Source organism: Kitasatospora sp. MBT63 (genome assembly GCF_000710465.2).
Taxonomy (GTDB): domain Bacteria; phylum Actinomycetota; class Actinomycetes; order Streptomycetales; family Streptomycetaceae; genus Kitasatospora.
Genome location: NZ_JAIZ01000687.1, coordinates 7711 through 25712, shown reverse-complemented (window position 1 = coordinate 25712; position 18002 = coordinate 7711). Strand labels below are relative to the sequence as shown.

At 72.4% G+C, this 18002-nt stretch carries 12 protein-coding genes and 4 tRNA genes; 7 read left to right on the top strand and 9 right to left on the bottom strand.

Features of this window, described 5'->3' with window-relative positions; genetic code table 11:
* Positions 1-30 precede the first annotated feature (30 nt).
* Genes AA75_RS36220 through AA75_RS36200 form a run of 5 tightly spaced genes read left to right on the top strand, consistent with a single transcriptional unit; the run spans position 31 to position 10502 of the window.
* Positions 31-405 carry a GPW/gp25 family protein gene (locus AA75_RS36220; RefSeq protein WP_051814047.1) on the top strand — a complete coding sequence of 125 codons (375 nt, stop codon included), beginning with the start codon at positions 31-33 and terminating at the stop codon, positions 403-405.
* Positions 402-2909 (top strand): baseplate J/gp47 family protein, encoded by a 2508-nt coding sequence (locus AA75_RS36215; protein WP_033824649.1) that lies wholly within the window; start codon positions 402-404, stop codon positions 2907-2909. The genes AA75_RS36220 and AA75_RS36215 overlap by 4 nt, the downstream gene beginning before the upstream one ends.
* Complete coding sequence (locus tag AA75_RS36210; RefSeq protein WP_033824648.1) at positions 2906-5500, top strand: baseplate J/gp47 family protein; 2595 nt, start codon at positions 2906-2908, stop codon at positions 5498-5500. The genes AA75_RS36215 and AA75_RS36210 overlap by 4 nt, the downstream gene beginning before the upstream one ends.
* Entirely contained in the window at positions 5497-7971 is a 2475-nt protein-coding gene (locus AA75_RS36205) for a hypothetical protein (RefSeq protein WP_051814046.1), read from the top strand. The genes AA75_RS36210 and AA75_RS36205 overlap by 4 nt, the downstream gene beginning before the upstream one ends.
* Positions 7968-10502: a DUF6519 domain-containing protein gene (locus AA75_RS36200; protein ID WP_051814045.1), complete on the top strand. Its 2535-nt coding sequence runs from the start codon at positions 7968-7970 to the stop codon at positions 10500-10502. Before AA75_RS36205 ends, AA75_RS36200 begins: the two co-directional genes overlap by 4 nt.
* 373 nt (positions 10503-10875) lie before the next feature.
* On the opposite strand, the gene AA75_RS48460 is transcribed toward AA75_RS36200, so the two are convergent.
* Both AA75_RS48460 and AA75_RS36190 read right to left on the bottom strand, forming a co-directional pair.
* Entirely contained in the window at positions 10876-11391 is a 516-nt protein-coding gene (locus AA75_RS48460) for a hypothetical protein (RefSeq protein ID WP_149038583.1), read from the bottom strand.
* Positions 11392-12291: 900 nt separating this feature from the next.
* Complete coding sequence (locus AA75_RS36190; RefSeq protein WP_033824644.1) at positions 12292-12792, bottom strand: hypothetical protein; 501 nt, start codon at positions 12790-12792, stop codon at positions 12292-12294.
* Between the two features lie 517 nt (positions 12793-13309).
* Here AA75_RS36190 and AA75_RS36185 point away from each other — a divergent pair.
* Together AA75_RS36185 and AA75_RS53595 are read left to right on the top strand one after the other, a co-directional pair.
* On the top strand, positions 13310-14362 hold the full coding sequence (locus tag AA75_RS36185) for a ferritin-like protein (protein ID WP_033824643.1): 1053 nt from the start codon (positions 13310-13312) through the stop codon (positions 14360-14362).
* Positions 14363-14663: 301 nt separating this feature from the next.
* On the top strand, positions 14664-14792 hold the full coding sequence (locus AA75_RS53595) for a hypothetical protein (RefSeq protein WP_255369539.1): 129 nt from the start codon (positions 14664-14666) through the stop codon (positions 14790-14792).
* 80 nt (positions 14793-14872) lie between these two features.
* On the opposite strand, the gene AA75_RS48455 is transcribed toward AA75_RS53595, so the two are convergent.
* The 7 genes from AA75_RS48455 to AA75_RS52830 all read right to left on the bottom strand — a co-directional run.
* Positions 14873-14953: transfer RNA gene (locus AA75_RS48455), tRNA-Tyr, on the bottom strand.
* A gap of 1 nt (position 14954) precedes the next feature.
* Positions 14955-15049, bottom strand: a tRNA-Ser gene (locus AA75_RS48450).
* Positions 15050-15076: 27 nt separating this feature from the next.
* Positions 15077-15161: transfer RNA gene (locus tag AA75_RS36180), tRNA-Ser, on the bottom strand.
* A gap of 10 nt (positions 15162-15171) precedes the next feature.
* A tRNA-Gln gene (locus AA75_RS36175) sits at positions 15172-15244 on the bottom strand.
* A 411-nt stretch (positions 15245-15655) separates the two neighbouring features.
* Positions 15656-15793, bottom strand: a complete 138-nt coding sequence (locus AA75_RS50240; RefSeq protein WP_158515625.1) for a hypothetical protein — start codon at positions 15791-15793, stop codon at positions 15656-15658.
* A 75-nt stretch (positions 15794-15868) separates the two neighbouring features.
* Positions 15869-16606 (bottom strand): dienelactone hydrolase family protein, encoded by a 738-nt coding sequence (locus AA75_RS36170; RefSeq protein ID WP_033824642.1) that lies wholly within the window; start codon positions 16604-16606, stop codon positions 15869-15871.
* Positions 16607-17449: 843 nt separating this feature from the next.
* A partial coding sequence (locus AA75_RS52830; RefSeq protein ID WP_233289336.1) for an Lrp/AsnC family transcriptional regulator occupies positions 17450-18002 on the bottom strand: 553 nt, incomplete at its 5' end.

Sequence of the window (18002 nt, the reverse complement as noted above, 5' to 3'; positions counted from 1 at the left end):
CGCCCACGCCGAGCACAGCGAGGTGAGCACATGAGCCGACTGGCCTTCCCATTCGCCGTCACCGCGCTCGGGCACGGCGCGCAGGTACCGTACGGAAGCCCCGAGCATGTCCGTCAGCTGCTCGAACTGCTCGTCCTCACGCTACCCGGCGAACGTGTGATGCGACCGGAACTCGGCAGTCCAGCAAAGCAGTTGGTGTTCGCTCCGCAGGGCGGCCCGACCACCGTCGCGCTCGGCGCCGCCCTCCAGGCGGCGATCCAGCAGTGGCTCGGCGACACGCTCACGGTGCTGGAGGTGGCGGTGGAACCCGCCGACGGAACAGGCTTGCTGGAGATCGTTGTCGACTACGAGGTCCACTCGACCGGGGCCGCCGGCCAGGTACGGCTGCGGAGGGACCTCGCATGACCGGTGCCCGCTACCACTGCCGCGACGAGCGCCGACGGTCCGCCCTGGCCGCGTCGGGGCAGCCCGACATGTCCGGGATCGACTACCTGGAGGTCCACCGGGGCGGCACGACGGCCGACCCGACCCGGATCGACATCGTGCTCGTCAAGCCTCTCCCGCTGCCGCTCGCCGCGCTCACCGGCGACCGCATCGCGCTCACCGGGGGCGTGCGGTTCCCGGCGCCCCGCGTGGACCCGATCGTGGCGGCGACGCCGGGCGGTTCGGAGGTGTCGCGGTACACGGTCACCGTGCCCGGCGGCCAGCCGACCGACTTCTCGACGTACCGGCTCGCGATCGTGGACTGGCCGGGAACGACCACTCCGCCGGCGTTCATCGACCCACGGCTCTCCGCGGTCGACTTCTCCTTCGCGGTTGACTGCCCCGCGGACGGCGACTGCGAGCCCGGCTGCACCGACCCCCCGGAGCCGGCCCCGCCAGACCCGCACTTCGACTACCGCACCCGCGACTGGGCAGGTTTCCGGCGGCTGATGCTGGACCGGCTGGCGGTGCTCGTCCCGGGATTCCGCGAGGACGACCCGGTCGACCTGACGACCACGATCGTCGAGGCGCTGGCCTTCCGCGCGGACCAGCAGAGCTACACCCTCGACTGGGTGGGCACGGAGGCGTTCCTGGACACCGCTCGCACCCGGACCTCGGTGACCCGCCACGCCCGACTGCTCGACTACACACCCGGCGAGGGCGCCTCCGCGCGCACCTTTGTCCGCTTCGCCCTCGACCCGGGCTCCGCCCTCGGCGAGGGCCACCTGCTGCCTGGTGGGACGCCGGTACTGCCCCGCTCGGACGCGCTGCCCACCGTCGTGGCGGCCGCCGACTACCCCGGTCTCCTCGCCTCCTCGCCGGTGGTCTTCGAGACCCTGGCCGACCTGGAGCTGTGGCGGCGGCGCGACGACATCGCCCTGCACACCTGGAGCGACGACAGCTGCACGCTGCCCGCCGGCGCGACCGCCGCCACCCTGGTGGACGCGGTCGACGGGCCCGGACGCCTCGAACCCGGCCACCTCCTTCTGCTTGCCGAAATCGCGGCACCCGACACCGGGCGCCTGGAGGACGCCGATCCGGCGCACCGGCACGTCGTACGGCTGACCCGCGTGTCGACGGCGACGGACGTCCTCGCCGACGACACGCCGCTGATCGACGTCGAGTGGGACGCGGCCGACGCGCTGCCCTTCGACCTGCCGGTAACCGCCCGCGTACCGCAGCCGTCCGGCCCGGCACGGCACGTCGTCTGCGCCGTCGCGCAGGGCAACGTCGTCCTCGCCGAGCACGGAGCGACCCTTCCGCCGCCGGCACATCTGCACCTGCCGCCGTCGGCCACCGGTGCGCTCACGCCACAGCTGTCCCCAGCCGCCCCGCAGGCGGGCACGGTCTGGCGTCCCCGGGTGACCGGCGGAATCGGGCCCCTGGCACGGGTCGCGCAGCACGGGCCGGCCGACGCCGGGCCGACGCCGGCCGCTGCCCTGGTGACCGTCGACCCCGCCCGCTGCCTTCCGCAGATCACCCTGCTCGACGCCTTCGCGCCCTGGACCGTCCGACGGGACCTGCTCGCGAGCGGGCGGTTCTCCCGGGATTTCGTCGTCGAGACCGGACCGGACGGCCGTGCGGTCCTGCGGTTCGGCGACGGCAGGTACGGCCTGGCGCCGGCCGTGGGTGACGCCCTCGCGGTGAGCGGGAGATTCGGCACCGGCCCGGACGGGAGCCTCGGACCGGACGCGCTGGGCCACGTCGTCCTGCGTGACACCGACCGGAGCCTCCCGATCTCGCGAGTGACCAACCCGGTCGCGGCGTCGGGCGGCACGGCGCCGGAGGAGGACGCGGCGGTTCGGGTGGCCGCCCCCCGGGCGTTCCGCCGCCAGGAGCGCGCGGTCATCCCCGAGGACTATGCCGAGGCCGCCCGCCGCTACCCCGGCGTCTCCGACGCCGTCGCCGTCCCGCGCTGGACCGGCGCCTGGCAGACCGTACTCGTCCACGTCGACCGGCAGGGCGGTGCCGGTGTCGACGCGGCCTTCCGTGCCGGCCTGCTCGCCCATCTGGAGGCCTACCGGCTGGCCGGGTACGACGTCGCGGTCCGCGCGGCCCGCACCGTACCGCTCGATGTGGACCTGTCGGTGTGCGCCGAGCCCGGACGGGTGCGCAGCGAGGTGGGCCGGCAGGTGCGCGCGGTCCTGTCGCCCGCCGGGATCGGTGGCGCGCCCGGGTTCTTCCATCCCGACCGGTTCACCTTCGGCACCCCCCTGTACCTCTCCTCGCTGCTCGCCGCCGTCCTGGCCGTCCCCGGGGTCCAGAGCGTCACCCCCCTGGTGTTCCAGCGCTTCGGGCGGCCCGCCCAGGGCGAGCTGGGCCGCGGGGTCATCCGCCCGGTGGCGGCCGAGGTGCTCGAACTGCGTGACGATCCGAGCTTCCCGGAGCGCGGACGTCTTCGGATCACGACCGGAGGTGGCCGATGAGCTGCGGATGCGGCAACAGTGGGGACTCCGCGGCGGGCCCGCACGTCGATTCCGGGCAGCTCCCGGGTGCCCCGGCGCGGTTCCGCTACGGCGCGATCCTGGAGCGGCTGCTCGACCGGATCTCGCGGGCCGAGGCCCTCGGTGGCCGGCCGCTGGCGACGCTCGGGCGCGCGCCTGATGATCCCGCCGTCGCCCTGCTCGCGGCGGCGGCCGGTGCGCACCACGTGCTGGGCTGGACACTGCACCGGCTCGCCGTGGACTCCACGCTGCCCGGTACCGAGGACCGCGCGGCGCTGGTCCGGCTGACCGGCATGCTGGGCCACCTGCCCCGGCCGGCGATCGCCGCCGACGCTCTGCTGTCCTTCCGGGTCGGCACGCCGGGTGCGCCCGAGGGCGCCGTGACTCCTGGTGTGCCGGACGTCGTGACGATCCCGCAGGGCCTCCAGGTGGCCTCGGTGCCCGAGCAGGGCGGCCAGCCGGTGACCTTCGAGACGGACTCGGCGGTGGAGGCCCGCGCCGGGTGGAACGCGCTCCGGCCGCTGCGCGCCCCGGCCTTGCCGGTGATCTCGGCCGCCACCACGGGCGTCGAGGTCGAGGGGGTCGCCTTGGGTGCGCGGGTCGGCGACCGGGTGCTGGTCCACGCCGGTCCGACGCAGACCGGCACAGCCTCCTGGCTGTTCGCCCTGGTCACAGCGGTAGAGATCGCGGCCGCCGCGGTGCCCGCACGCACCGTGCTCACGCTCGCCGCCGGTGAGCTGCTCACCGTGGCCGATGCCTTGACGGCGCCGTCCCGCCCCGGCACGGTGATCCTTCTCGGGCAGCGTGCCCAGCCGTTCGGCGCCACCGCGCCGGACCTCATGTTCATGCCGGAGGCGGTGCGCCGGGCGCGTGGCAAGGCTCTTCCTAAGCGTGCGCTGCCCATCGATTGGGCGGACTTCTTTGTCGGCAGCGTCTCCGGCGAGGCCTGGCGCATTCACCTGGATTCCGTGCACCCGGCGGCCGCGCCGGGCCGCGCCGTGGTGTTGGACTCCGGCTCCGACCAATCGCATCCCGGTGTCGAACGCATCGTCGCCGCCCGGGAGACGGCACGGTCGGACTTCGGCCTCTCCGCCCGATGCACCCTCGTCACCCTCGGAACCGCCCTCGCCACCGCCTTCAAGTCCAAGGTCCGCGAGACAACGATCCAGCTGGAGACCGCCCGGGGCGACCTCCTGGTCCACCCCGAGGATCGCGTCCTGCCGATCACCGGCACCGCGTCACCAGCGCAGCACCCGGCCTTCGTGTCGGAGAACCTGCCCGACCGGTTCTACCTGACCGGGGCGGTCGTACTGCCGCCCGGGCGGCGCGTGATCCTCACCGGGCGGACGGCCGACGGCGAGCCGATGTCCGAGGCGGCGACGGTGCTGCGGACCGAGATCCGCACGGGCGGCTCGCCGGAGCAACGGGCGACGCTCGTGGTCCTCGAGCGACCGCCGGTCGGGAGGTGGACCGGCGCCACGCTGACCGTGCTCGCCAACATCGTCCCGTCCTCGCACGCCCGGACACCCGCCGCGGGCGCCGAGATCCTGGGATCAGGCGATCGGACGGTCGCGTTGCCGCGCTTCCCCCTCAAGCAGTCGCCGCTCGCCCGGCTCGCCGCACCGGGCACGCGCGGATATGCCCCGGCGATCGAGATCCGGGTCGACGACCGGCGCTACGAGCCGGCCGACACTCTGTACGACGAGGGGCCGGACAGCCTCCGGTTCCGGGTCACCGACCAACCCGAGGGCGGGGCCGAGGTGCAGTTCGCCGGCCGCCTGCCGAGCGGGACGGGCAACGTCTCCGCCCGCTACCGGATCGGAGGCGGATCGGCCGGAAACCTCCCGAACGACCGGCTGACCCAGATCCTCACACCGGTGAACGGGATCGCCACGGTGACCAACCCGCTGCCCGCGGCGGGCGGCAGCGACGCCGAGACCGTCGAGGAGCTGCGCAGCTCCGCCCCAAAGACGATCCGGACCCTGGACCGGGTGGTCTCCCTGGCCGACTTCGAGGCGTTCGCCCAGGGATACCGGGGGGTCGGCAGAGCCTCGGTCGTGGAACTGCGGGCGGGGCTGCGCCGGATCGTCTGCCTGACCGTCGCCACCACGTCCTTCGATCCGCCGGCGGCCGGTTCCGACCTGGTCACCGGCCTGCACGAGGCGCTGGTGGCGGCCTCGCCACCGGGGACGCACGTGGCGATCGCCGGGTTCGTCGACCTGCCGATGTCGGTGGGACTGGCGCTCGCCTCGGACCCGGCCCTGCCCCGGCCGGCCGTGGAGGCCGCCGTCCGGGCCGCCCTCGTCCGCGACTTCGGCCGACGGGCCCGTCCGTTCGGCACCGCCGTGCACCGCTCGCAGATCATCGCCACGGTGCAGCACGTCCCCGGGGTGGTGGCCGCCGTACTCACCGCAATCTCGGCGCCGGGTGCGGCCGAGGACGCCGAAGGACGACTCCCCTGCCCCGCCGCGGCCATGGTGACCGACCCGAGCACCGGCCGGCCCCGGCTGGACCCGGCCCGGCTGCTGTCCGTCGCCGGGCCTGACATCACCTTCACGGAGCTGACCGGATGAGTGCACCGACCACCGCGTACGACGGGACGGCCCTGCCGGAGACCCGCGTGGAGGCCGTCGCCACAGCCCTGTACGGGTTGCTGCCCGCCCATGTGCGCCAGGCCGACCTGGCTTCCACCGGCGCTCTGCGGGCCTTGTTCGGCGTGCTGGGCCTGGCGAGCGCCGAGATCGACGCCGAGATCGAGGCGTGGTACGACGCACTGTTCGTGGAGACCGCCGACGAGGCCGCTCTCGCCGCGATCGCCGCCCTCGTCGCCGCGCCCGCGCTGCACCGCGTTCCGGGAGACGGCGGGACCGGCCGTCGGGCCTTCGTGGCCAACACGATCCGGTACCGGCGCGGCAAGGGGACGGCCCGCGTCGTGGAGTCGGCCGCCGCCGACGTCACCGGCCTGCCCGCGGTCGTGGTCGAGTACCACCAGCGGCTGGCCCGGCTCGGGCACCTGCTTGACCTGCGGGCGGACCGGCCGACCACCGCCGATCCCACATCGGGCGGGACGGCGTCCTCGGTCGGCGGCGCCTTCGACCGGCTGCCCCGCCTGCTCGACGTCCGCCGGGTCGACCAGCCCCGGCCGGGCCGGCCCGCCGGGCGCCACGCGCCGACCTCGGTGGGCGTGCACCTCCTGCGGCCACTGGTCATGACCTTCCCCGCTCCGACGGTGGAGCACGTCACGACGGCGGACGTCGCCGGACTCCCGAGGGCCCGGCGGTGGGAGGTCGGCACACCGCCACTACCGGGCCTCTTCCAGTTGGCGCAGCAGCCCGGCGCCAAACTGCGCCTGTTCAACCCCGACCGCCGCGCCGACGCCGCAGGCACCAGGCCCCGGGAGGTCGACCTGCCCGACCGGCTGCGCCGCCTCCCACTGCACCAGGAGACCGCGGAGCTCCGCGCCGCCTGGCTGGAGAAGCGGCCGCCCCAGCTTCCCGACCGGCCGTGGTTCGACCACGCCGGGGCGCCGTTCACCGTCTTCCTCCGGCGGGAGGGCCGGCCCGACTTTGAACGGGTCCCGCCTGAGGAGATCCGGATCGTCAACTTGGAGTCGCCGCCGACCGGCCGGCCGGCCGCCGAGGTGACGCACACCTGGTACGAGCCCGGGGCCGAAAGCCCGGAGCGCCGGAGCGCCAAGCGTCCGATCGCCTGCGCCGTCGACCCCGTGACCGGGCGGATCGCCCTGCCCGGGGCCCCAGGACTGCCGGAGGTCGCCGAGGTGCGGGTGGCCTGCACCACCGCCGCCGGCCGGGCAGTCGGCGCGGGCCCCCAGGACCGCAACGCCCCGGACCAGCCGTTCGACATCCGGGACACCGGTGGCTCGAAGGACCTGGTCTGGGTGGTCGACGCCGTCGCCCCGACCGGCGGCTCCACGGAGACCTCGGGCCGCACCGTCCCCACGCTCGCGGCCGCCCTCGCCGAGGTCGCCGCCCAGGGTGCGGGGCGGCGCAGCCTGGTCCTGCTGGCCCGTTGCGATCTGGAGGCAGCCCCGGCCGATTCGACGACGTTCGACGTGACGGTGCCGCCCGGAGCCGAGGTGCATCTCGTCGCCGCCCAGTGGCGGCGCCCGCAGGAGACGCCCGGTGCGCCGGCCGACCCCGCCCTGCGCGGGTTCGTCGTCCGCCGGGAGCGGCGCTACACGGTGGACGCACCGATGCGGGTCCTGCGCGGAACGGGAGCCGCAAGCGCTCCGGCCGGCCGGCTGGTGCTCGACGGTCTGGAGCTCACCCGCGGCCTGCGGCTCCGGAGCGGGGCACTCGCCGGGCTGGAACTGCGGTACGTCACGGTGCGTGCCCCGGGCGAGGTCGCGGTCGGCGCCGACGGTGAGCTCGACGGGGTCCGGGTCACGATCGACCGCACGATCTGCGGCCCGCTGAGGCTCGGGGACACCACCCACCGGGTGAGCGGCGAACTCGTGGTCAGCGACAGTGTCGTGACCGCCGACGACGCACCGGGCGATGCCCTCGCCGCCCCGGCCCTCGACGTCACCCTGAGCAACGTCACCGTGCTGGGGACATCGTCTCTGCGCTCCCTGCGCGCGACGAACGCCCTGTTCACCGAGCCCGTCCAGGTGACCCGCCGGCAGAGCGGGTGTGTGCGGTACAGCTATGTGCCCCCCGGCTCCGCAACACCGCGCACGTTCCGCTGCCAGCCGTCCCTCGCACTGGCCGCGGCCGAGCGGGCCGCGCACCGACCGCTGGCCCCGGCCGAGGCCGAGGCCGTCCGGCTCGCCAACGAACCCCTCTTCCTGGACACCTCCACCGACGAGCCGACGCTGGCCCTGCTGCACCCGCTGGCTCCCGACAGCATCCGCTCGGGAGGCGAGGACGAGGCCGAGATGGGCGCCTTCGCCGACGCGGCGTACGGCATCGCCGTGGCCAACGTGCGGGCTCTGACGGAGGAGTACCTCCCGGTCGCCCTGGAGGCCGGAATCATCGACGACACGCGCTCCAGCGCCGTGACCGCACGGAGGAACAAGCCATGACCACCCGTAACGACGCCACGCGCCTGACAGTCCGGGCCAAGGACGACCGGCGGCCGCGTTCGCTGCTGGGCCGGCAGGGGCAGGTACTGCTGGACGCCGACCTCGACCAGCAGAGCGGGCACCTGCTCGACCGCATCGAGACCGCCACCGACGACATGCTCGGCAGCCACGGATGCCTCGTGGTCCCGCCCGGGTCGGCCGCCTTCGCGGTGACACCGGCGGCGACGCCGGACGCCTGCGGGCTCGGGAGGGGCCACGGCTACCTCGGCGGCTGGCTGGTGGAGAACACCACCGCGAACTGCCTGCTGAGCACCCAGCCGCACCCCCGCACCGACACCACCCCAGCCGCCACCGCGGACGCCCCGGTGGTGCTCGTGCTCAAGTCACTGATCCGGTACGTCGACCCGGTCGAGGAGGTGAAGTACGCCGATCCGGCGCTCGGGGACGCCCAGGCCGCGGGCCGGGCCCTGATCGACTGGCAGGTGTTCCCGCTCGCCCTCGACGGCGGCTTGGGCGGGCGCCCCGGCTGCGCCGCCTCGATGACGCAGCCCGCCTGGCTCACACTGGTGCGACCGTCGTCGGGCACCCTGACCGTGCTGCCGGACACCGCGGCGCCGGACACCGATCCCTGCTCGCTGGCCCCGCAGGGCGGGTACTCCAGGCCGGAGAACCTGCTGTACCGGATCGAGGTGCACGATGGCATCCCCCGTACGGACCACCAGGCCGCGGACGGCCCACAGTTCGGCCTGGACGGGCTCACCCTGAAGCTGTCCCGGCGCAACGCGTCCGTGCTGGCCGGGATCGTGCAGGTGGACGGCACCAGGATCACCGTCGAGCCGCCGGCCCTCGACCCGCTCAACTGGTTCGCTCCCGGGGCCTACGCCGAATTCGTGTCGGAGCACGACGACGTCGACCCCCGCGACGCCGCCCGCCGGGAGAGGCTCTTCCAGGTCAACCGCGCGACGAACGACGTCGTCACGTTGGAGGCCGCGGCGGCGGGCATGGCGGACCTGGTCAAGGACCGACCCGCGGGCTGGTTCCTGCGGCTCTGGGACGCCTACCCGAACGGCACGGGCGTCGCGACGGTGCGGCCGTCGGCCGATGACCCGGGGCGCTCCCAGCTCCTCGACCTCGGCGACGGCCTGCGGATGCGGCTCGGCGGCGGCAGCGACGGCGTGTTCCGCCGCGGCGACTTCTGGACGTTCTACGCCCGGGCCGACGGGTCGATCGACTGGCCGAAGGACCAGGCGGAGCCGCCGCACGGCCCGGAGATCCGCTACGCCCCGCTCGCCACTCTCACCGGCCCGACGTCCGCCCAGGACTGCCGGGTGCCGGCCGCGGCGCTGACCGACCGTGCGCTGCTGTATCGGGGTGGTGACGGCCAGGACCTGTTCGCACCCTCCGGAACCGACTACGTCACCGCGCCCGGCCTGCTGCGGGTCGCGGTGATGCGCGGACGCACCCCTGTCCAAGGGGCCACGGTGACCTGGAGCATGCCCCCGGGCGGTGTCCCGAGCCGGGTGGCAGGGACGACCGTCGACGAGGCGAGCACCTTCACTACGCAGACCGACGCCGAGGGTCTGTGCGAGGTCGCATGGTCCCTCAACTCCCACATCGGAAAGCCCCACCAGGTCCGGGCGACGCTCGCTTCGGCCACCGGCACCCCCGAGGGCCCACCGCTGGAGTTCACCGCGCGCTTCCGTACGGCCCTGGCCACGAGCTATCGACCCCGCGGGTGCAACCTGTTCCAGGACACCAGCACGGTGCAGGACGCGCTCGACGTGCTGTGCGCCAACATCAGCGGTGACGTGGAAGCCCCGACCCTCCTGCTCGACTCGATCAGACTGCTCGACCCCGAGGAGAGGCCCCGCGATCTGGTTCGGCACGACGTCGATAGCGGCGTGCGGAGGACGTCGCTCATCCTGAACGGGCTGGAGGTGCCGTACGACGCGTTCGTCGGGGGGATCAGCCTGGGCACGACCCTCCGGGGCGAGCCGGTGCAGCTGGCGTCGACGCCCAGGCCGACGGATCCGGTCGTCGAGGTCGAACTGGACCTGCCGTACCCCGGGACGGACCCGGACAAGGTCTACTGGGCACGCGCGTCGGGCTTCGACGGCGAAAGCGGCGGGCTCACCGCTCCGTTCGGGTTCCACCGGGTACGCCTCGACGGACAGGTGACCACGGCCGAGGGGCCGGTCGGCACCCTGGAGTGGCGGCCCTCGGCGATGACGCGCACGTTCTTCTCGACCGCGCCGCAGCATCAGTGGGGCACCCGTATCGTCGACACGGAGAGCGTCGGGTCCAGCGGGTGGAAGGGCGGCAGGCTTCCTCGGGTCCTGTGCCGGCTGCGGGTCCGGTCCGCCCATGTCTGGGCGATCGACCCCGAAACCGAAGGCCCGGTTTACCTGAACGCCGAGCATCTGGGAACGAGCGCTCGGGACACACGACGAGAACTGCTCGTCTCCGAGCGCGATCCCCAGCGAGCCGCCGACCTCGACCTGTTCTTCTACCTCCGGCTCGGGCAGCAGTAGGGCCCGTCGCGTGGCCTGGCTGGAAGTGGGCAGGCAAGAAGGATGAACTGACCGTGCATCAGGTATGTCTGGTTCACCGTTGCCCGGCACCGCGATCACGCCCCCCGCACCCCCTGAACTCGATGCCGTGCACGGGTCCCACCGACGACGAGATGTGACCCCGGGCACGGGCCGTCACCCTCCCGACAGGACCATTCCGCCCTCACCGCTCCGACTACCCGCACGGGTGGCGCGCTCCACCCGGAGGACGCCACCCGCGGACTGCCGGCCACCCGTCGCGGCCTCGTTCCTGCAGACGCTCAGCAGGTCTGTCGGTGGCCGGGTAGCGGCTCTCGACCAGGTAGAACGAGTCCGGGTCGGCGGTGTGGGCCCGCTACCGACTCGCCCCACGGTGTCTCCGGTGCTGCAGGGTCCTTGCTGCGCTTCGCCAACCGCTTGTCCGTACGGCCGCTGGCAGCCGGTGCGGATCTGCCGGAAGGTCCACACCGGCATTGTCGGCCCGCCGCTTCAGGTCGTCGAGCAGCGCGGCGGAGTCCCGCTGGACCTCCGATCTGAGACGAGTCGGCGAATCGATTTCGCAGTTCACCAGAAGGCCGAGTACGGCGGCATTCACGAGTTCGGGGTCGAGTCGGGCCAGTCGCGCGATGTGCCGGTACCGCCCGACGACGAAGGGTGACGTGTTCAGCTGTGCTGCCAGCGCTGCTCGCTGTCCGGCGGTGCTGGTGCAGCGGATGAGATCCGTTGGCGAGCTCGGGTCCGCGTCCATGAGTTCTTGCTGGTGAGCGGCGAAAGCCGCCAGGTCCACGAAGGCTGCCGGGGCCACGTGGTCCGCCAGTTGCTGGAACTCACTGTCCGCGCAGTGGCCGTAGGCACGGGTCGTTCCAGGCATCCGTCCTTTCGCCCCTGCTGGGCAGCGCGAGGCGAAGGTAGCACAGGGCCCTGCTGCGCGACGGTGTCGGTGGGAGGCTGGCCAGGCAGGTGTACTCGTGGGCCAGCCGCGGACTGAGGCGTGCGGTATCGGCCAGTGACCGCCGAGTGCTGGCGGGTAGGTCGAGCAGGTCGATGTCGAGCCGCATGGCGGCCGCGGTCGGCCGGGTCCGCTCGATGAGGGCTTCGAGATCCGGCCTGGTCATGGATCGGGGTCGCTGTCGCAGGCCTTCTCCAAGGCTTCGAGCAGGGCACAACGCGCGAATCTGGAGGACCTCGGATCCGCTGTCCAGTGCTTCCTGGAACTCCACGCGGGCTCTCTCCACATCGCCGGCCTCGAGCCTCGGCCGGGTCGGGGTCGGCCGGGCTCGCACCGACCGGGGACGTGGCGGTGGCGGCTGCCAGTACTGCGGCGGCGACCACATGGCCCGTGTCTCAGCATTCCAGGCACCTTGAGCTTGGGACGGCCCATGAGCAGCTCGGATGCGACGGGAAGTGCATACCGCTACCTCCCGGACAACCCGAGGTCCTCCCGGAGGCAGGGGCACGACTACGCCTACGCACACGCGGTCGTCGACCTCCTTGCCCGCCGCGCCGGGCCCGACCCGAACTTCGCGAGGCCGACCCGGAGGGCGTCCGCACCCGCACCACCGCATCGTCAGGACCGGTATCGGGCTGGGCACCCCGCCCCGGTCGACCTTGCCCGCACCGGCGCGGGCAGGGCACGCCTGCGACGCGATGACGGACTCCTCGGTCGTGACGACAGTCCTTACCAACGCTGAACAGACGGCCCGACTCCCGCCGGTACATCTCCGCTCCCACGCCCGAAGTCCGGGTCAGAGTCCGGGTCCGGGTGACACGGTCAGTTCAGCGGCTGGGTTCCGGCGCTGCTGTGGATGAAGACGGACCGGGTGTCGGTGGAGGGGTAACTCTCCTCCAGGCTGAAGGACTGGGGCAGGCCACCGACGGGAGTGTCCGGGGCCTCGAAGTACAGGACGTAGGTCTTCGAGGTCTCCGTCTCACTCTCCAGCTGAAGCCAGCCCTCGAATCCGGCGGCCGGAAAGGTGCCGGTCGCGGTGATGGCGGTCGTTGTGCTGTCCTGCTGGAGGGCGAAGGCGGCGGTGCCGAGGTCCAGGCGCTTGCGGGCGCCGTCCTTCCAGACCTGGAAGAGCGTGACCCATTCCTGCGGCCACAATCCGCCGGTCGCCGGTGGCGGCATGTCTTCCTGCAGTCGCGCCAGGATGTCGTCGGCGTTCGCGACGACATCGTCGTAGTCCCACAGGTCGAATGCGAAACCCATATGGGCCTTGTCGGTGGCGCGGAACATCGGCCGGATATGAAGCTCGAACACGGGCGTGCGCATGCTGGCCGTACACCTCCATCAGGATGCTCTTCAGCGTGATCGTCCCGATCAGCTCGGGTGGTTGCTGCGGCTCGCCCCCATGGCATGAAGGACGGCGGGTACTGAGTGTCATCAGGGGAAACTTGGTTTCTGCCGTGGTCGCACGGGCCGACGGACCCATCGCCGTGCGGCGCGGCCTGGGAGTAGTGGCCGGTCAGGTCGCCGGATACACAGCCGGTCGGGCGCGCGCGGCATGTCGATCGCCTGCGCGAAGTCGCCCGGCTCACTCGTATGACGTGAGTTGATGCCCCGTCGGCTTCGCATCAGGCTCCACCTCCGAGACTCTTCCTATACGTACCAGCAGGAGCACCATGGTGCGCGTCACATCTGTGGCGTGTCCGCATGACGAGGCACCGGGGCCGCGATGCCGCGATCGGGTGAACCGCCGCCAAGTTCGGCGCGCCCAGCACGTGATCGACCTGCCGAATGGATGACGCTTTCATTCTGTCCGTACACGGAAGAGATAGGTTGGTGCGGCGTGACCCAGGCCCTGGAGTACGAGAGCAATGCCATCGTCGAGCTGCTGGAAGTCCTTCCCACGGACCGCGGCGCGGAGTGGCTGAGGGACTCCCTGCAGCAGGCGATCATGGTGGAGATCGCGACCATCGGGCCTTACGCGAGCGCCTTGTGGTCGATCAAGGAGTCGGGCGCGACGGTCGCCAAGGCCATCCGGGAGATCATCTTCGACGAGATGACCCACATGGGACTCGTGTGCAACATGCTCACCACGATCGGAGGGACACCGATCCTCGCCGATCCAAAGGTGGTTCCCAAGTACGGGCAGAGGCTGCCGGGCGGCGTGCGGCCCGATCTCATCGTCTTCCTGGAGGGCCTGACCCACGAATCGGTCGGGATGTTCTCCGAGATCGAGAGCCCGAACCACCCGGTCTCCGAGGTGAACGCCTCCGCGACCATCGGGGACTTCTACACAGCGATCAGTGAGGCCTTCGAGACGCAGCAGCACCTGATCAGCGGCGCCCGGCAGATCGAGTTCTCCCTGGAGGCCCACGGACAGGGCAACAAGATCCTCCCGCTCGACACCATCGAGAAGGTCCGGGCCGCCATCGAGATCATCAAGGAGCAGGGCGAGGGCACCTCCGCCTCACCCGAGAACCCCTTCCCCGGCAAGCCCGGAGAGCTGGCGCACTACTACGTGTTCCGGGAGATGTTCCGCGGCAAGAAGATGATCAAGGTGTCGGAGAACCCGGTCGCCTGGGACTTCCAGGGCGACGACGTCCCGTTGCCCCCCGCGTTCCCCATGGCGCGAGTGCCCCCGGGCGGATGGGGCAACGGCGGGCCGAACGCGCCCGCGCCCGCGGTTCAGCAGGTGCTCGGCGCGTTCAACGCGCACTTCAGTGCAATGCTGCGAGCGCTGGAGGCAGCCTGGCAGACGGGCGACTCAGCCACGCTGCTCACGGCGATCGGGCACATGCGCGGGATGCGCACGGAGGCGCGGACACTCGTGCAGCTGGCGCTGCCCGACGGCAGCGGGAAGACCTACGGGCCGGAGTTCCTGTACGTCGAGGAGTGAGCGGACCCTCTGCACGCCAGGCGGTGGCCACCCTGACGATGCCCGCTGACCCAGCGCCGGACGCCCAGCGAGGGCCGCTGTGCTAGCCGGTGCCCAGCGGGCAAGGTGGGCCATGATGGCAGCAGGCTGCGTCCGCCGGGGCGCTGATCCGCGAACGCGGAGCCGGGCACGCAGTCAGCGTCAAGACGTACCCATCCCGGTAGCGGCGCAGTCAGATGCCGTCTTGACGCGTCGGCCGCGGAGCCCGATTCGCGGGATCGTGACGGGTTCGGGAGCCGACCCTCCGAACAGCATGCGCAGCATGGCGGCCCTCCGATTTCGGCTGCACACCGCAGGGACCGGTCCCACGAGAGGAGCGGTGCTGTACCACGGCACCCGCTTCACCCACCACGAGCGTGCTGATCTCGCCGGCCTCCTGCTCATCGTGTGAGGTCTCTCGAGACTTGGAGGCACTGCAGATAGTGCCCTCGACGGCGACTTGAGGATCTTGGAGTGCTCAGGGCAGAAGCCGGATGCGAGGGCGGAGTCGAACCGCCACAGCCGAAGCGGGGGCTTTACAGGCCCCTGGGCTCTCCCATGCCCAGCTCGCCCTTGGCGGAGGAAGTGGGGGTCGAACCCACACGGATGCTCGCGCACCCCAACGGTTTTCGAGACCGAGGCCGGCGCCACCTGTCGGCTGGCTCCTCCATGACTGTGTTGTTGTGCTGTGTTGCGCGGAGAGTGCGCGGATCGAACGCGCGCGGGCTTGCACCCGACGACGGCTTAGCAAGCCGCTGCCTTACCACTCGGCCAACCCTCCCGGTACTGCGCTGCCGGACGGGGACTCGAACCCCGAACCTCCTGATCCAGAGTCAGGCATGCTGCCAGTTGCACCATCCGGCACAGGGGCGGCGCACGAAAAGAGGCCGCCCGTTCGGGGGCGATCCCCGGGGCGGCCCGGCAACAAGGCCGGTCAACGCGCTACGAGGATGCCCCGCTGCTGCGGGAACTCGAGGAGCGCTGATACGACTGGACACGAATGGCGTTCACGTCTCGCGCTCCTTCCTGGGTTTGTGCGGCGCGATGTGCCCACTGTGCCGGACCGCCGGTAGGGGAGACAAGCCGTTTTTCGCCGGTGTCCCGGAGTGCTGCGGGAAGCAGGACGGGCGTGCGGACCACCGTCCCGTGCGGGCTGCAGGCCGGGGATGCCGGACGACAGGCTCCCCCACGACGGGGCTCGAGACTGCGACGCGCCGGCGGAAGCCTGCTGGCCCACCCACTGAGGCCAGCTTTCCTTGCGGCTCGCTCCGATCGCTACAGGCCTTGAAGGAACGGTTCGGCATCATCCGAACCGGCGCTCCAGGTGAAGAGCTTCGCCACCGTGCCGTCCTTGACGATCAGCAGGTACGGGTCGTAATCCTCGTTGAATCGAAGCTGCCCGATCGGGATCACGCGAAGGCCGTACCGCTGCCCCAGGAGCACTCGGACGAGTGATCGTCCGCCTGGCGCCAGGGCTGTCTGCCTGGGTCATGCCCCAAGATCCTCCGTCACGGGCAGGCACTCGGCGAGCAGGTTGACGACGTCGCGCCAGGCTCGCTGTGCGTGCTGTGGGTGGTAGCCGACGCCGGGGACCGTGGGGTGGTCGACCGGGGGGTGGTGGAAGGCGTGCAAGGCGCCGCCGTAGACCGTGAGGCGCCAGTCGACGCCTGCGGCCTGCATCTCAGCGGTGAACGCGTTCCGTTGCGCGGGCGGCATGATCGGGTCTTCCGACCCGACCCCGGCCCACACTGGGCAGCGAATGCGCGCCGCCTCGCCCGGCCGGCCCGTGGTCAGTGCGTTGACTGTCCCGATCGCGCGCAGGTTGGCGCCGTCGCGCCCGAGTTCCAGCCCGACGGCGCCCCCGGTGCCGTAGCCGACGGCGGCGATCCGGTCGGGGTCGGTCCGCGGTTCGGTGCGCAGCACGTCGAGCGCCGCATGGCCGATGCCCCGCATCCGGTCCGGATCGGCGAGCAGCGGCATGCACCGGGCCAGCATCTCCTCGGGGGCGCCCAAGTAGCGTCCGCCGTGAAGGTCGAAGGCCAGCGCTACGTATCCCAGCTCGGCGAGAGCGTCGGCCCGGCGGCGCTCGACGTCGCTGAGCCCCATGCCCTCCGGTCCGAGCAGCACCGCGGGCCTGCGGTCGGCACCCGCCGGGAGAGCGAGGTGGCCGGTCATCGTCAAACCGTCCGCCGGGTACTCGACCGTGCGCGTCGTAATCGTCCTCATGAGAGTGGACTGTAGTGATCGTCGAGCCCGGTCCGGCCGGTGTTCTGCCGCTGGCAGAACAGCGCGAGCGTCCCCCTGGAATGCGGGGCCGGGCGCAGGGCTTCAAGATGATTCCGTCGTCCCTCCGGCGCGTATCTCGTTCACACCCCCGGTAGCCGTGCCGCCGTCCCAGGAGCACCGGACGAGTGATCACCGGGGCCGCCTGTTCGAAGCCGGACGTCAAACGGCAAGCTGAAGGTGCTCCTCAAGCTGCGGGCAGAGAGCACGGCCGATCGGGACCGCACGCGCCACGGCGTGCGCCGGCCGCACCTTGGCGCGATGCTCGCCGCTCAGCTCTGTTCCCGGCCAGGTCGGCCGTGTCGACACACCCGACTGCGGCTCGTGGGCCCACCGCTACGACCCGGACGGCCAAGCGCGCCGCGAAGTGGCGCCTCGCCATGGACGGCCACGAACCCGACAAGACCTCCTTCTTCCGGGACGGCACCCAGCTCGTCGAGCGGTACCGCGCCCGTGCGGACGGCAGCCGGCGCAGCGCGCCATCGTCACCGACCCGGTCGACGCCCCCAGCGAACTCGTCACCACCGAGAGGCGTATCGCCTGGTCGGCCAGCGTCGACCTGTGGGGCCGCTGACCTCGTGTAACCCACAGCACCGCCTCGGGGCCGGGCGGCAGCAGGGGAACTACCGGGCCGACCTGACGACCACGAGCCACGGTCCGCCGCGCCCGGGCGAGGCGGCCGAGCCGCAGGGCCTGGCAGGTCCCCGGTCGCGATCACCGTCGCGGCGCCGTCGCCGGTCCCGCGCCTCCGGTCACCGCCGGGACCCTCCCCGCCACGAGGGCGCCTCACCTCGACCGGTCGGGCCGGACCGGCGCGGGAGTGCGTTTGGCGGTACGGCCGACGATGGCCGTCTCGACGTGGCTGATGCCCAGGCCGGCCAGGTCGTGGGAGAGGAAGCCGTAGAGCGCGGTCACGTCCGGGAAGTAGGCGGCCGCGTGCAGGTTCGAGGGGCCCGACGTCGCGAACGCGCCGTGCACCGCCGGATGGTCGGCCAGGGCCTGCCCGGCGGCGGCCAGATGGTCGGGCGGCACGTGCAGCAGGAGCTTGGCCTCGATCGGCAGCCCGAGGCGGCGCGGCTCGACCAGGACCTGGGTGACCAGCCGGCCCTGGGCGGCCAGTTGGGCCAGGCGCCGGCGCACCGTGCTCTCCGGGTGCCCGGTACGCGCCGCCAGGGCCGCCGCGCCCAGCCGCGCGTCGGTGGCGAGGGCGTCGAGGAGGCACTGCTCCAGCGCGTCGGTGTCGACGCCGTACGGACCCGAAGGGTCGGAGGCGGCCGCCCCGGGGGCCGGCCGGGCCGGGCTGAGCGCCGCGCGTTCGGGCGCGCTGAGCATCTGGTGA